This is a genomic window from Bacillus infantis, assembly GCF_020171945.1.
In the GTDB taxonomy this organism is placed as follows: domain Bacteria; phylum Bacillota; class Bacilli; order Bacillales; family Cytobacillaceae; genus Bacillus_AB; species Bacillus_AB infantis_A.
Map to the genome: position 1 here is coordinate 223,889 of NZ_JAIVAP010000002.1, position 14,493 is coordinate 238,381.

Sequence of the window (14,493 nt, forward strand, 5' to 3'; positions counted from 1 at the left end):
TTTTCAAGTTAGACTGTGTTAGTGTACCTTGTTAATTTTGGGCTTGTGTGTGTGAAACCTTGTTTCACACGCATTTCAGCACAGCTGAATATTTGGCTAAAATGAGCCCAAAATCAACAGCAATGTTTAACAAAGCCAAAAGTTAATAGCAGAAATAAAGGCATAAGGCTTCCGATAATGGTACAATTCTAGTATCTCTAAAAGAAAAAGGTGATGATATTGATAGAACAAGCGGAAAAGCTGCTAAAGCAATATTTCGGCTATTCCACCTTCCGTAATGGCCAAAAGGAAATCATACAGAATGTCATGAATGGCCGCCATACTCTTGGCATCCTCCCGACAGGAGGAGGAAAATCCCTCTCATTTCAAATTCCCGCACTAGCGATGCCTGGCACCGCCATCGTCATTTCCCCGCTCATTTCCTTAATGAAGGACCAAGTAGACGCATTGCTTGCAGCAGGCGTGTCCGCCACTTTCATAAACAGCAGCCTCACACAGCAGGAGCTGATGGAAAGGACCTCAGGGATCCGGAATGGAGAGTATAAGCTGGTCTATGCTGCGCCAGAGCGGTTTGATTCCGCTGGATTCATCCATCTGCTGAATTCCATCGATATTTCGATGATTGTTTTCGATGAAGCGCACTGTATCTCCCAATGGGGACATGATTTCCGCCCGAGCTACCGTTCCATCATACCGGCGCTTGGACAGCTGAACGGCAGACCAATTCTTGTGGGGCTGACGGCCACTGCGACAGAGGATGTTGCCAATGATATCTGCGGGCTGCTGCAGATCAGGGACGAAGATATTTTCATTACCGGGTTCGCGAGGGAAAATCTTGCTTTTAAAGTGGCCAAAGGGGTCAATAAGAGAGAATTCATTGCGAGCTATATCCGTAAGCATCCAGGGCAGCCGGGGATTATCTATACCTCGAGCCGCAAGGAAACCGATCAGCTGCAGCAATTTTTACAGGGGAAAAATATCCCCGCTTCACGCTACCATGCCGGCATGAATGAGGAAGACAGAAAAACGGCCCAGAATGATTTCGTCCATGATCAGACAGACATCATGGTGGCCACCAATGCTTTCGGCATGGGGATCGATAAATCAAATGTCAGGTTTGTCATCCATTACAGCCTGCCGAAGAATATTGAGGCCTATTATCAGGAAGCCGGCAGGGCCGGGCGTGACGGGGAGGAGAGTGAGTGCATCCTTCTTTTCGCCCAGCAGGATATCCAGCTGCAGAAGTTCCTGATAGAGGAAACCGGCCTGGACAGCCGAAACAGGGAGCTTGAGTTCAGCAAGCTGAACCGGATGGTGAACTACTGCCATACAGAGCAATGCCTTCAATCCTACATCATTGAGTACTTCGACCATGGAAGCGATGAAAGGCGCTGCGGAAAATGCAGCAATTGCATTGATGACAGAGAGAAGATAGATATTACACTTGAAGCACAGATGATTTTCTCATGCATAAAACGTATGGGTGAGCGCTTTGGCGTGAGTCTGACAGCACAAGTGCTGAAAGGTTCCAATAATAAAAGAATCCGTGACATGAAATTCAATGAGTTGTCTACCTATGGATTGATGCGGAATCGTGCGGAAAAAGAAATTGCTGCTGTTATTAACTATCTGCTTGCTGAAGGCTTTCTCAGCCTGACAGATGGTAAATATCCGGTGATCATGCTGACATCAAGGGTCCAAGGGGTTCTTAAGGGACAGGAAACGATCATGATGCGCAAAACAAAGGCGATCGAACAGAAGCCCGAAGCTGAAGGGGACCATAACCTGTTTGAGCGGCTGCGTGCATTGCGGAAGCAGGTGGCTGAACAAGGGAAAATCCCGCCATATGTTGTTTTCCCTGATAGCACATTGCGCGAAATGAGCAAGTATTACCCGGCTGATGGAGAGTCTATGCTGCAGATCAAAGGCGTCGGGCAGATGAAGTATGATAAATACGGAAGTATGTTCGCTGAAGAAATTAAATTATATATGCAGGAAAACAATATTGAACCGCCGTCTGCCCTCCCGCCAAAAGAGGAAAAACAGGCGGACAGGCTCAAGGCTGATGAGGAGCCAAGCTATATGGTTTCCTACAAACACTATATGGAGGGAATGGGCATAAAAGAGATTGCCAAGCAGCGCGGCTTTTCTTTAGTGACCGTCCAGAACCATGTCCTCCGGGCAGCGGCTGAGGGAAATCCTTTCAACTGGTCTGAGCTGTTTGATGAGGAACTGGAGCAGAAAGTCCTGAAGGCGCTTGATGAAAGCGGGGATACCAAACTCAAGCCCATTAAAGAACTCCTCGGGGATGAAACCGACTATTTTACAATCAAAGCAGTACTGGTTAAGAATGAAGCAGCCGTCACTTCATGATAAGTGTGATAAAACAAGCAGGCCTTTATGGGGTCTGCTTGTTTGTGCTGGGCAGAAAGCGGGTCATGCGGACGTTGCCACAGGACGTGGCGGTTTTAGCCTGCGATCCTTAAACCAAAGCAAGCGGCCTCCACATTTCAGTTGTCCAGCTCCAGCGGCTAGAGCCTCGAGTCATAAGCCGCGCAAGAATTAAAGACAAAGAACGCCTTTTATTCTTGCGCGTCTTATGCTTGTCGGCTCTGGGCAAGCCGCTTCCACATTTCAGTTGTCCTATTTTTTTTTCTCTCATGGGTCTATTTTTCCGGAAGGCTCGTATATATGTAGTACAAACTGTTCTGGGAGGGATTTTAATGTCTATAAATAAAAAGACAACAATGGTTTCAGCCGTACTGGCTTCTTCTGTGCTTTTATCAGGATGCGGGCTGTTCGGGATCGGGGAAAAAGAAAAGATTGATCCTCCGAAAGAGGTCAGCTATACAGAAGATGGTGAAACGGCTGTTGAGGAAACGGCTGGAACTGAAGCGGAGCAGGCTGGTGAAGAGGCAGAGGTTGCGGGGACTGTCCAGACCGAGTTATACCTGGTCGATAAAAACGGCTATGTCGTGCCGCAGACGCTTTCCCTGCCAAAAACAGACTCGGTCGCTAAGCAGGCACTTGAGTATCTTGTGCAGAATGGGCCTGTTACCGATATGCTGCCCAATGACTTCCGGGCCGTCCTTCCTGCAGATACAAAATTAAGCGTAAATGTGAAAGATAAGGTGGCAACCGTTGATTTCTCGAAAGAGTTCGGGGACTATCAGGCTGAGGATGAAGAAAAAATCCTGGAGTCTGTTACCTGGACGCTCACACAATTCGATTCGATCGAGAAAGTAAAGCTCCAGATGAATGGCCATGCACTGACAGAAATGCCTGTAAACGGGACGCCGATCAGCGAAACCCTGTCCAGGTCAAAGGGCATCAATATGGACACTTCCGATGCGGTGGATATTTCCAATACAAAATCCCTGACGGTTTATTACCTGGGCGGTGAAGAAGGCGCCTATTATTATGTACCGGTGACAAAGCGCATCAGCGCCCAGGAAGACAACCAGGTTGAAGCGGTAGTAAAGGAGCTCGTCAAGGGCCCGAGCTTTACTTCCAACCTGTTTACAGACTTCATGCCTGAGGTTGAGCTTCTTGGCGACCCTAAGATTGAAAACGGGCTGGCAACATTGGATTTCAATGAATCCGTTTATGGCAGCTTTGAAGAAAAAATCATATCCCAGCACCTGCTTAATTCACTAGTGCTGTCCCTGACTGAACAAAAGGGCATTGAAAGTGTGGCGGTCACTGTAAATGGGAAGGCAGAGCTGGTAGACGAAAATGGGGAAAAACTGACAGAACCGGTTACACGGCCTGAAAATGTGAATACAGGTAGTTTTTAAAAAAACTTTTTTGATATACTATATAATGACAAGGATAGAGGTTGGCAATTATTTGCCGCCTCTTCTTTATTGGATTCCGGTTACAGACAGCCGGAACAGGTTCTAAGGAGGAATGAATATGCGGAAAGACGGGCGTGAACAGCTGCAGTTAAGGCCGATACATATTGAAACGAATTATTTGATGCATCCTGAAGGTTCTGTACTGATCAGTGTGGGCAATACAAAGGTGATTTGCACAGCCAGCATCGACGAGCGGGTGCCTCCATTCATGAGAGGCGAAGGAAAAGGGTGGATTACGGCTGAATACAGCATGCTGCCCCGGGCAACAGAGCAAAGGAATATCCGTGAAGCCGCAAAGGGGAAAATCACAGGGCGTACAATGGAAATTCAGCGCTTGATCGGACGGGCATTAAGGGCAGTCGTTGATCTTGAGGCACTTGGTGAACGAACAATCTGGCTGGATTGCGATGTTATCCAGGCCGATGGCGGGACAAGGACAGCTTCCATCACAGGTGCATTTGTCGCAATGGCCATTGCTGTCGAAAAGCTGTATAGCAATAAAAAATTGTCAAAATTCCCGATTACGCAATTCCTTGCAGCTACAAGTGTGGGGATCCTTGCAAACAAACAGGTAGTCCTTGACCTTAATTATGCCGAAGATTCCAAGGCTGAAGTTGATATGAATGTTGTCATGACAGGCAATGGCGAATTTGTGGAACTGCAGGGTACAGGAGAAGAAGCAACATTTTCAGCGAGTCAGCTGACAGAGCTGTTAAAAGCGGCGGAAGAAGGCGTAGGCAGGCTGTTTGATATCCAAAAGCAAGTGCTCGGCGAAAAAATCAGCTCACAGATCGCAAAGTAAATCCAGGGAGATGAAAACTGTGCAGGAAGTTATTATTGCAACGAAAAATGCGGGGAAAGCGAAGGAATTCAGCCGGATGTTCAAGCCGCTGGGCTATGAAGTGAAAACCCTTCTCGACTTTCCTGAATTTGAGGATATTGAAGAAACTGGAAGCACGTTTGAGGAAAATGCAGTCCTTAAAGCTGAGGCTGTCTCTAAAGCCTTTGGAAAAATCGTCATTGCCGATGATTCCGGCCTTATGATCGATGCCCTTGAGGGCCGTCCGGGCATCTACTCGGCAAGATACGCAGGCGAAGCGAAAAGTGATGAAGCAAATATGCAAAAGGTGCTCGCAGAGCTTGAAGGTGTTCCGGAAGAAAAGAGGACAGCCAGATTTTATTGCGCCCTGGCTGTTTCGGTGCCAGGCAAGGAAGCTTACACAGTCTCCGGTGCGTGTGAGGGCAGGATTCTGACTGATAAAAGGGGCAGCCATGGATTTGGCTATGATCCGATTTTCTTCGTGACTGAAAAAAATAAAAGCATGGCAGAACTCCCACCTGAAGAGAAAAGCCAGATCAGCCACAGGGCCAAGGCCCTTGAAAAGCTCGAAAACAGTCTGGGTACCCTTTTTAAAGGTGATGGAGCCAATGGCTAAAATACTGATCGTAAGCGACAGCCATGGGCTGGAGGAGGAAGTTGCGCAGCTCGCTGAAAAGCATGGAAAAGATGCTGATCTTATGATTCACTGCGGGGATTCCGAGCTGCCTGCCGGACATCCGGCTATGTCGGGTTTTGCTGGAGTAAGGGGAAATTGCGATTATGATGATGCCTATCCTGACCAGCTTGCCAAACACCTTGGAGGCTTGACGATTTTTGTTACCCATGGCCATCTGTACGGAGTGAAGAGCAGCCTTATGAAGCTAAAGTATAAAGGCGAGGAGGAAGGAGCAGACATCATCTGCTTCGGACATTCGCATGAGCTGGGGGCAGAAATGATTGATGGAAGGCTGTTTTTGAACCCGGGGAGCCTGAGGCTGCCGAGAGGGCGCTATGAGAGGACCTATCTCCTGCTGGAAACGGCAGATAGGGAGATCCGTGTGGATATATATGACTTTGAAGCCGGAAAGCTTGAAAAGCTGTCACAGACTTTTCAGATTCCGGAAAGGGCATGAATCCGTTTATTGTAGGGGGGGGAAACCCCTCCTGCAATAAGCAGATGTATATTGCCGGAAAAAATGATGCCAGGTTTATTATATTTTTCCTGAAAAGCTGTTGACTTTCATTTATTTGTCTACTATAATAAAAAATGTCTTCGAGATAACTTATTAAAATAATGTCCCAGTAGCTCAGCAGGATAGAGCAACGGCCTTCTAAGCCGTCGGTCGGGAGTTCGAATCTCTCCTGGGACGCCATACTACATACACCTATATTACCGCTGTTTGATTTTTATCAAATAGCGGTTTTTTTGTCGTTAAGGAAATAATAAATCGTTGATCCGTGTCCAGCCGCTGCGGCTGGGTTCTCGGGGTTACCAGCCTCTTTTCTAAAAAGATTTGCCGGTAATGCTTCAATTAGACTTCTTATTATGCATGAGTTTCTGCTTTTCATGTCGGTTCATGCATAGATTTAATCTCCTTCTATACATAGCTCACTCCTTTTAATGCCGGTCATGCATAAATTAAGCCTCTTACTATACCTGACTTACTCCTTTTCCTGCCGCTCATGCATAGAATAAGCCTCTTACTATGCATGACTCACTCCTTTTCCTGCTGATCATGCATAGAATAAGCCTCTTACTATACATGAGTCTCTGCTTTTACTGCCGGTTATGCATCGATTAGCCCTCTTACTATGCATGACTCACTCCTTTTCCTGCCAGTCATGCATCGATTAGCCCTCTTACTATGCATGACTCACTCCTTTTCCTGCCGAAGATGTATCGATGCCCCCAGGGAAGCTGTTCATTATGCTGAAAAATTGCCCTAGGACGGGGTCTGTTTTTTGTATTCAAGGCACTTACACTTTTGTTCTTCTTCGAAAACCTGTCTCTTATCCTATTAAGGTTACAGAGTTTATAAAAGTACTCAGTACTGCAGCTAAATATTATACCTCCCGCCAAATGAAAGCGCTTCTTTATGTGTTAGTAAACCTAACATGATTAACAGGTTTCTTCTATATTATATGCTCATTGAAAATGCGCCATTAAATCCTAAATGCTGCATCTTTATATTGAAAAAGCATTCTAAAGAATATCCCCAGCACAGATCACTCTATGATGCTATAAAAGAGAGGATTATCCGGATAAAGGGATTGAAAAATAAAATAAAAAATTTCTTGGCTGAATAAATTCATATATACAAGCAATGAAAGCGCATTCAATATATCTGATAAATCTAAATTATCTAATAATTCTTGAAAATGGTGTTGACTCCCAAAAAAAATGAGCGTAAGATAGTCCTCAAATAATAAAACAAACCGCTCCACACCGGAACTGAAAGCGTGGAACCTATATTTTTTTAACTTGTCATTTCAACCGTTTAAAGCGTGTATACATTAAATCGAAGAGGTGTTTTTCGTGTCTGAGCAATTGATATTTTTAAACGGGGAGTTTGTGACGAAAGAGAATGCAAAAATATCCGTTTATGACCATGGCTTCCTTTATGGAGACGGCATCTTTGAAGGGATCCGGGTATACAGCGGAAATATTTTCAGGATGAAGGAGCATATGGACCGGCTTTATCGTTCAGCTAAATCCATTTTACTGACAATGCCGTATACGGAGGATGAGCTGACAGATATCATTGTTGCCACTGTCGAAAAGAATTCGTACGAAGATGCCTACATCCGGGTTGTTGTTTCCAGGGGAGTGGGCGACCTCGGGCTGGACCCTTACAATTGCAAAAAAGCAAATGTTGTAGTGATTGTAGAGCCCCTGAGCATCTTTCCGAAAGAATTGTATGAGACAGGGCTGGAGATTGTCACTGTAGCGACAAGAAGGAACAGGCCGGATGTATTAAGCCCTAAAGTTAAGTCGTTGAATTATTTGAACAATGTCCTGGTAAGGATTGAGGCCCGCCTGGCAAATGTCAGTGAAGCGCTTATGCTGAATGATCAGGGCTATGTGGCGGAGGGTTCGGCTGACAATGTGTTCATCATCAAGGATAGATGCTTTTATACGCCTCCGGGATACGTCGGGGCGCTTGAAGGGATTACCCGCAATGCGGTCATGGAAATTGCCAGGGAGCTTGGCTATGAAGTGAAGGAGGAGCCTTTCACAAGGCACGATGTTTATACGGCGGATGAAGTATTCCTTACAGGGACGGCAGCCGAGGTCATTGCAGTCGTAAAGGTGGACGGACGGACAATCGGTGAAGGCTATCCGGGGGCACATACAAAAGAGCTTCTGGTGAAGTTCCGGGAAAGAGTGGTTTCAGAAGGTGTTAAAGTAGCATCGAAGCATTTTGAACCCCATGTAAGCTGACAGAATATCACTATATGTTAAAAGCGCGGATGAGGATAAGTAGTTTTGCGGATCAGGATTTACAGAGAGCCGGGCAGGCTGAGAGCCGGCATTCCTGCCGCATCATGAACTCCCCTCAGAGCGCCGGCCTGAAAGCTTGACGAGTAGGGCCGGCCGGGTGTGAGAACCCGTTATCAAAAAGGATGGCAGCTGCCGTCCATAAGTGCACGCAAATTGCGTGAATCAGGGTGGTACCGTGGAACAGGCTGACAAAGCCTTTTCATCCCTTCGTCTGCTGATGCAGGCGTTCTTGGGGATGGGAAGGCTTTTTATATTGTTTTTTTCTTGAATCAAAAGGAGGTTATTTCAAAATGCTGCAGGAAGCTGCCTTTGCAGAAAACAAGACTGGCTTGAAGCCGGCGACCGGTGCGGAACTGCTATTGCAGGCGCTGGAGAAGGAACAGGTGGAAGTGATTTTTGGCTATCCGGGAGGGGCTGTCCTTCCGATTTATGACAAAATCTATGATTCTGGCATACTTCATGTGCTTCCCAGGCATGAACAGGGAGGCATCCATGCTGCGGAAGGATATGCAAGGATTTCCGGCAAGCCTGGAGTTGTCATCGCCACTTCAGGGCCGGGGGCGACCAATATTGTAACAGGCCTTGCAGACGCGATGATGGATTCTTTGCCTCTTGTCGTCATTACCGGGCAGGTGGCAACAGGCGTCATCGGAACGGATGCCTTCCAGGAGGCTGACATCCTCGGGATTACCACCCCGATAACCAAGTATAACTATCAGGCAAGGAGCATAGCGGACATCCCGAGGATTGTGAAGGAGGCCTTTCATATTGCTTCCACTGGGAGGCCAGGTCCGGTATTGATCGATATTCCGAAGGATATTGCAGCAGGCGCCAAACAGCCTCCGGAGGAAACAGAAGTCTTTCTCCCTGGCTACCAGCCGACCTTAAAGCCAAACTATCTCCAGATCCGAAAGCTGACAGAGGCGGTGAGCCGTGCGAAAAGGCCGGTCATCCTGGCAGGGGCGGGCGTCCTCCATGCAAAGGCTTCCGGATTGCTTAAGGAATATGCCGAACAGCAGCAGCTTCCGATCGTGCATACCCTTCTCGGACTCGGGGGCTTTCCTGCAGACCACAGCCTGTTTGTCGGGATGGCCGGTATGCATGGATGCTATGCAGCCAATATGGCTTTGCATGAATGCGATCTGCTCATCAATATCGGGGCGAGGTTTGATGACAGGCTCACCGGCAATCTTGCCTATTTTGCACCTAAGGCAGATGTGGCCCATGTTGATATCGACCCTGCAGAGATCGGCAAAAATGTCCCAACCCTAATTCCGGTTGTGGCTGATGCAAAAGAAGCTTTGAACCAGCTCGTGAGCCAGAAGGGAAAGCCTCCTGAACATGGTGAATGGATGGCAAGGCTTAAAAGCTGGAAGGAAGAATTCCCTTACTATTTTCACAAATCTGCTGACTTGAAGCCGCAGCGGGTCATGGAGCTCTTGTTTGAAAAGACTGGGGGGGATGCAATTGTCACGACAGATGTCGGGCAGCATCAAATGTGGGCAGCGCAATATTACCGCTTTAAGAAAGCTGGAAGATGGGTAACTTCAGGCGGGCTCGGCACGATGGGATTCGGAATGCCGGCGGCCATCGGGGCGCAGCTTGCTGCACCAGATTCCCTGGTCATTTCGATTGTTGGCGACGGCGGCTTCCAGATGTCCGCACAGGAGCTCGGCCTGATCCGTGAGCTTAATCTCCCGGTAAAGATAGCAATCTTCAATAACAGGGCACTTGGGATGGTAAGGCAGTGGCAGGAAATCTTTTATGATTCCCGCTTTTCGCACAGCAAAGCCCAGTATCAGCCTTCCTTTGTTAAGCTGGCGGAAGCCTATGACATCAAAGCCTATGAAATCCGTACGGAGGAAGAGGCTGAAAAGGTGCTGGATGAAGCACTCAAAAGCAATGAGCCGGTGTTATTCGACTTCAGGATAGCTCCTGATGAAAATGTATTCCCGATGATCGCCCCGGGCAAAGGGCACCATGAGATGGAAGGTGTAAAACCATGAAACGAATCATCTGTTTAACCGTGATGAACAGGCCGGGGGTCCTTAATAGAATCACCAACCTGTTCTCAAAGCGCAACTTCAACATTGAAAGCATCTCGGTCGGGCATTCCGAGCAGGAGGGGATTTCCCGGATCACCTGCACGGTCCACGTGGACAATGAAGAGGCCGCAGAGCAGATTGCGAAACAGCTCAACAAACAGATTGATATTTTAAAAGTAAACGATATAAGCGGCCAGCAGATTGTCGCCAGGGAGCTTGCGCTCATAAAGGTGCTGTCGCTGCCGCAGGCGAGAAGTGAATTATACTCGCTGATCGAGCCTTTCCGGGCCTCTGTGATAGATGTCGGCAAAGACAGCCTGGTTATCCAGATCACAGGCGAGTCGGAAAAAATAGAAGCTTTCATTGAGCTTATAAAGCCGTATGGAATCAAGGAGATCGCCCGGACGGGGACAACAGCCTTTACAAGAGGAAGCCAGAGGAGCCAGGGGCAGCCGAAGAATTATTCAATTGTATAAAAAGATTTCTATATAAAAAATCCAAAAACGAGAGGGAGAATGAATCATGGCGAAAATGTATTATAACGGAGACGCAAATCCAGCTTATTTAAACGGAAAGAAGGTAGCGGTGATCGGGTATGGATCACAGGGCCATGCACATGCCCAGAACCTGAGGGACAGCGGTGCTGATGTAGTAATCGGGCTAAGAAAAGGAAGGTCATGGGATAAAGCATCAGAGGATGGGTTTCAGGTATTTCCTGTAGGAGAGTCTGTTGCACAAAGCGATATTGTCATGATCCTCCTGCCGGATGAGCTTCAGCCTAAAGTCTACAAGGAAGAAATTGAGCCGAATCTGACAAATCAGGCCCTGCTGTTTGCGCACGGTTTCAATATCCATTTCCATCAGATTGTGGCGCCAGAGACTTGTGATGTCCTGCTGGTGGCTCCAAAAGGCCCTGGCCATCTTGTACGAAGGACATATCAGGAAGGAGCAGGGGTGCCGGCTTTATTTGCAGTCCATCAGGATGTAACAGGTGAAGCCCAGGAGCTTGCACTGGCTTATGCAAGAGCGATTGGGGCACTGAGGGCAGGAGCGCTTGAAACCACATTCAAGGAAGAAACAGAAACCGATTTATTCGGCGAACAGGCTGTACTGTGCGGAGGCCTGACATCACTTGTGAAAGCAGGTTTTGAAACATTGACTGAGGCAGGCTATCAGCCTGAGCTGGCATATTTCGAGTGTCTCCACGAGCTCAAGCTGATTGTAGACCTGATGTATGAAGGCGGCCTTGAAGGAATGCGCTACAGCATTTCCGATACGGCGCAATGGGGTGATTTTGTCAGCGGGCCGAGAGTAGTGGATGAAAGAGTGAAGCAGGAGATGAAAGCTGTCCTGAAGGATATCCAGGAAGGCAAGTTCGCGAAAGGCTGGATCCTGGAAAATCAGGCAAACCGTCCGGTCTTCAACAGTATCCTTGCAAGTGAAAATGAGCATCCGATTGAGCAGGTCGGCAGGGAGCTGAGAAAAATGATGCCATTTGTGAATAAAGAGAAAAAGAAAGAAGTGGCTGTCAGTGCGAACCATTAACATCTTTGACACCACTTTGCGTGACGGGGAACAGTCTGCAGGAGTCAACTTGAATCTATCTGAAAAGCTGGAAATTGCAAAGCAGCTCGAAAGGCTCAATGTCGATATTATAGAAGCCGGTTTTCCGGCAGCTTCAAAAGGCGATTTCACTTCTGTCCGGGAGATAGCCGGCCTTATCAGGAACTGCTCGGTTACAGGGCTTGCAAGATCGGTGATGTCAGATATCGATGCAGCCTGGGAGGCATTGAGAGAGGGGGGGGATCCGAGGCTCCATGTCTTCCTCGCAACCTCCCCCATCCACCGGCAGTATAAATTAAAGCAGTCAAAGGAAGAAGTCATTGAGACGGCGGTTTCTGCTGTAAAATATGCTGCCGGGAAGTTCCCGCTCATTCAATGGTCGGCAGAGGATGCCTGCCGGACGGAGCTGCCTTTCCTGGCCCGCATCGTTGAGGAAGTCATCCAGGCCGGGGCCAGGGTTATTAATATACCGGATACGGTCGGATATATCTCGCCTGGTGAATATGGCAAGGTTTTTCAGTACTTAAGAGAAAATGTCCCATCCATTGATAAAGTCATATTATCGGCTCACTGCCATGATGATCTTGGCATGGCGATTGCCAACTCCCTTGCAGCCATCGAAAATGGGGCTGGACAGATTGAAGGGACAATCAACGGCATCGGGGAACGGGCTGGGAATGCTGCGCTGGAAGAGCTTGCCGTCGCTCTGCACATACGGCAGGACCACTATCAGGCAGGGACCCGCCTCAAGCTGGAGGAAATCAGCAGAACAAGCAGTCTTGTCAGCAAGCTGACTGGCATGGCTGTCCCGGCGAACAAGGCAATTGTCGGCAGGAATGCATTTGCGCATGAGTCGGGCATCCACCAGGATGGCGTGCTGAAAGAGAAGACCACTTATGAAATCATTTCACCTGAACTTGTCGGCTTCCACTCCAACTCCATGGTACTCGGAAAACATTCTGGCAGGCATGCGTTCAAATCACGCCTTGAAGAGCTGGGGCTGGCTGTTCCAGATGAAGAAATCAAGCCGCTGTTTGCTATTTTTAAAGACTTGGCAGACAGAAAGAAAGAGATGACAGATGATGATCTTGCCGCCATTGTCCTGGAGGAAAGGCTGTCGAAGGATCAGCAATTCTATGAACTGCTCCAGATTCAGGTCCAGTATGGGACCAATCAAGTGCCAACTGCGACGGTGACGCTGTCAGGCAGGGAGAATGAAGTCGTCCAGGAAGCAGCGACCGGGGCAGGGAGCATAGAAGCGCTGTACAACACGCTGGAGAAATCAGTGAATGGTGCGGTGAACCTCCTGGATTACCGGATCCAGTCGGTCGGGGCCGGAAGAGATGCCCTTGCGCAGGTATTCGTCAAAATGAAATACAACGGCAGGGAAACAAGTGGAAGGGGGCTTGCGCAGGATGTACTTGAAGCATCCGCGAAAGCATATTTGAACGCTGTAAACAGGGTCATCTATCTGGAGGAAAAGACGAAAGTGGCTTTATAAAACTTGCAACGGAGGGATTAGGCATGAAGAAACGGATCGCAGTGCTGCCGGGTGACGGCATCGGAAAAGAAGTGGCAGCAGGGGCAGTTGAAGTGCTGCAGGCTGCAGGAGAACGATTTGGGCATACATTTGAATTCAGCTATGGAAAAATTGGCGGAGCAGCAATTGATTCCACCGGGGTGCCGCTGCCGGAAGAAACGGTCGAACTCTGTAAAAGCAGTGATGCCATTTTGCTTGGAGCTGTTGGCGGGCCGCGCTGGGAGAAGCTTCATCCAAGCCTCCGGCCGGAACGCGGCCTCCTGAAAATCCGCAAAGATCTGAATCTATATGCCAACCTCCGGCCTACCAGCTATTTTGCAAGTGTGGCAGATTCCTCGCCTTTAAGGAAGGAAGTCATCGAAGGTACCGACTTTTTAATGGTAAGGGAGCTGACCGGGGGACTCTACTTTGGAAAGCCGAGTGAAAGGACCGGGAATGGCAATGAAGAATCTGCCGTGGACACTTTATTTTATAAAAAGGAAGAAGTGCAGAGAGTGGTAAGGCTGGCTTTTGAACTCGCCCGTGGAAGAAACGGAAAGGTTACGAGCGTTGATAAGGCGAATGTTCTTGAATCAAGCAGGATGTGGAGGGAAACGGCAGAGGAAATTGCAGCCCAATATCCCGATGTACAGCTCGAGCATATGCTTGTCGATAATGCGGCCATGCAGATCATTAAAAACCCAAAACAGTTTGATGTGATTGTCACTGAGAATATGTTTGGAGATATTTTAAGTGATGAAGCTTCTGTTCTGACTGGATCTCTGGGTATGCTCCCATCTGCAAGCCTGTCTGAAGGAGGGCCATACCTTTATGAGCCCATCCATGGATCGGCTCCGGACATCGAAGGCAGAGGCATCGCCAACCCGGTCGGAATGATCCTTTCCGCGGCCATGATGCTCCGCCTCTCTTTCGGGATGGAAGAAGAAGCTGCTGCAATCGAGAAGGCAGTCAGTGATGTACTCGAGTCAGGCATTCGCACAGCCGATTTGGCTTCAGGAGGGAAGGCAGCTTCTACCAATGTGATGATTGAGGAAATTAAAGCTGCCCTGCTGGATAATGAAGCCATCCTGCAGATTATGGGGGCATATGCCTGACAGTTCAGGATATCACGGCTGGTCTTCCAGCCGTGTACTTATTTATAAAGATTCCGGGAGAAGGAACCGGAA

At 48.2% G+C, this 14,493-nt stretch carries 12 protein-coding genes, 1 tRNA gene and 1 other annotated feature; all 13 genes read left to right on the top strand.

What is annotated here, in order from left to right:
• The first annotated feature begins 213 nt into the window (after positions 1-213).
• Positions 214-2,373 carry a DNA helicase RecQ gene (gene recQ / locus LCM00_RS05185; RefSeq protein WP_224898557.1) on the top strand — a complete coding sequence of 720 codons (2,160 nt, stop codon included), beginning with the start codon at positions 214-216 and terminating at the stop codon, positions 2,371-2,373.
• A gap of 350 nt (positions 2,374-2,723) precedes the next feature.
• On the top strand, positions 2,724-3,797 hold the full coding sequence (locus LCM00_RS05190; RefSeq protein ID WP_224898559.1) for a GerMN domain-containing protein: 1,074 nt from the start codon (positions 2,724-2,726) through the stop codon (positions 3,795-3,797).
• Positions 3,798-3,915: 118 nt separating this feature from the next.
• Positions 3,916-4,659, top strand: coding sequence for a ribonuclease PH (gene rph / locus LCM00_RS05195; protein ID WP_148977143.1), 744 nt, complete (start codon positions 3,916-3,918; stop codon positions 4,657-4,659).
• A 19-nt stretch (positions 4,660-4,678) separates the two neighbouring features.
• Positions 4,679-5,293 (top strand): XTP/dITP diphosphatase, encoded by a 615-nt coding sequence (locus LCM00_RS05200; protein WP_224898561.1) that lies wholly within the window; start codon positions 4,679-4,681, stop codon positions 5,291-5,293.
• Positions 5,286-5,810 carry a metallophosphoesterase gene (locus LCM00_RS05205; RefSeq protein ID WP_224898564.1) on the top strand — a complete coding sequence of 175 codons (525 nt, stop codon included), beginning with the start codon at positions 5,286-5,288 and terminating at the stop codon, positions 5,808-5,810. The genes LCM00_RS05200 and LCM00_RS05205 overlap by 8 nt, the downstream gene beginning before the upstream one ends.
• A gap of 163 nt (positions 5,811-5,973) precedes the next feature.
• Positions 5,974-6,050, top strand: a tRNA-Arg gene (locus LCM00_RS05210).
• A gap of 742 nt (positions 6,051-6,792) precedes the next feature.
• Positions 6,793-6,984, top strand: a complete 192-nt coding sequence (locus LCM00_RS05215; RefSeq protein ID WP_224898566.1) for a hypothetical protein — start codon at positions 6,793-6,795, stop codon at positions 6,982-6,984.
• Between the two features lie 229 nt (positions 6,985-7,213).
• Positions 7,214-8,119, top strand: coding sequence for a branched-chain-amino-acid transaminase (gene ilvE, locus LCM00_RS05220; RefSeq protein ID WP_224898568.1), 906 nt, complete (start codon positions 7,214-7,216; stop codon positions 8,117-8,119).
• 17 nt (positions 8,120-8,136) lie between these two features.
• Positions 8,137-8,389 (top strand) — a binding site (T-box leader).
• Positions 8,390-8,469: 80 nt separating this feature from the next.
• Entirely contained in the window at positions 8,470-10,185 is a 1,716-nt protein-coding gene (gene ilvB, locus LCM00_RS05225) for an acetolactate synthase large subunit (protein ID WP_224898570.1), read from the top strand.
• Positions 10,182-10,700, top strand: coding sequence for an acetolactate synthase small subunit (ilvN, locus tag LCM00_RS05230; protein ID WP_224898572.1), 519 nt, complete (start codon positions 10,182-10,184; stop codon positions 10,698-10,700). The genes ilvB and ilvN overlap by 4 nt, the downstream gene beginning before the upstream one ends.
• A 46-nt stretch (positions 10,701-10,746) precedes the next feature.
• Complete coding sequence (ilvC, locus tag LCM00_RS05235; RefSeq protein ID WP_224898574.1) at positions 10,747-11,769, top strand: ketol-acid reductoisomerase; 1,023 nt, start codon at positions 10,747-10,749, stop codon at positions 11,767-11,769.
• On the top strand, positions 11,756-13,288 hold the full coding sequence (locus tag LCM00_RS05240) for a 2-isopropylmalate synthase (RefSeq protein WP_224898576.1): 1,533 nt from the start codon (positions 11,756-11,758) through the stop codon (positions 13,286-13,288). The genes ilvC and LCM00_RS05240 overlap by 14 nt, the downstream gene beginning before the upstream one ends.
• 23 nt (positions 13,289-13,311) lie before the next feature.
• Positions 13,312-14,421 (top strand): 3-isopropylmalate dehydrogenase, encoded by a 1,110-nt coding sequence (gene leuB / locus LCM00_RS05245; RefSeq protein WP_224898579.1) that lies wholly within the window; start codon positions 13,312-13,314, stop codon positions 14,419-14,421.
• The last annotated feature ends 72 nt before the right edge of the window (positions 14,422-14,493 follow it).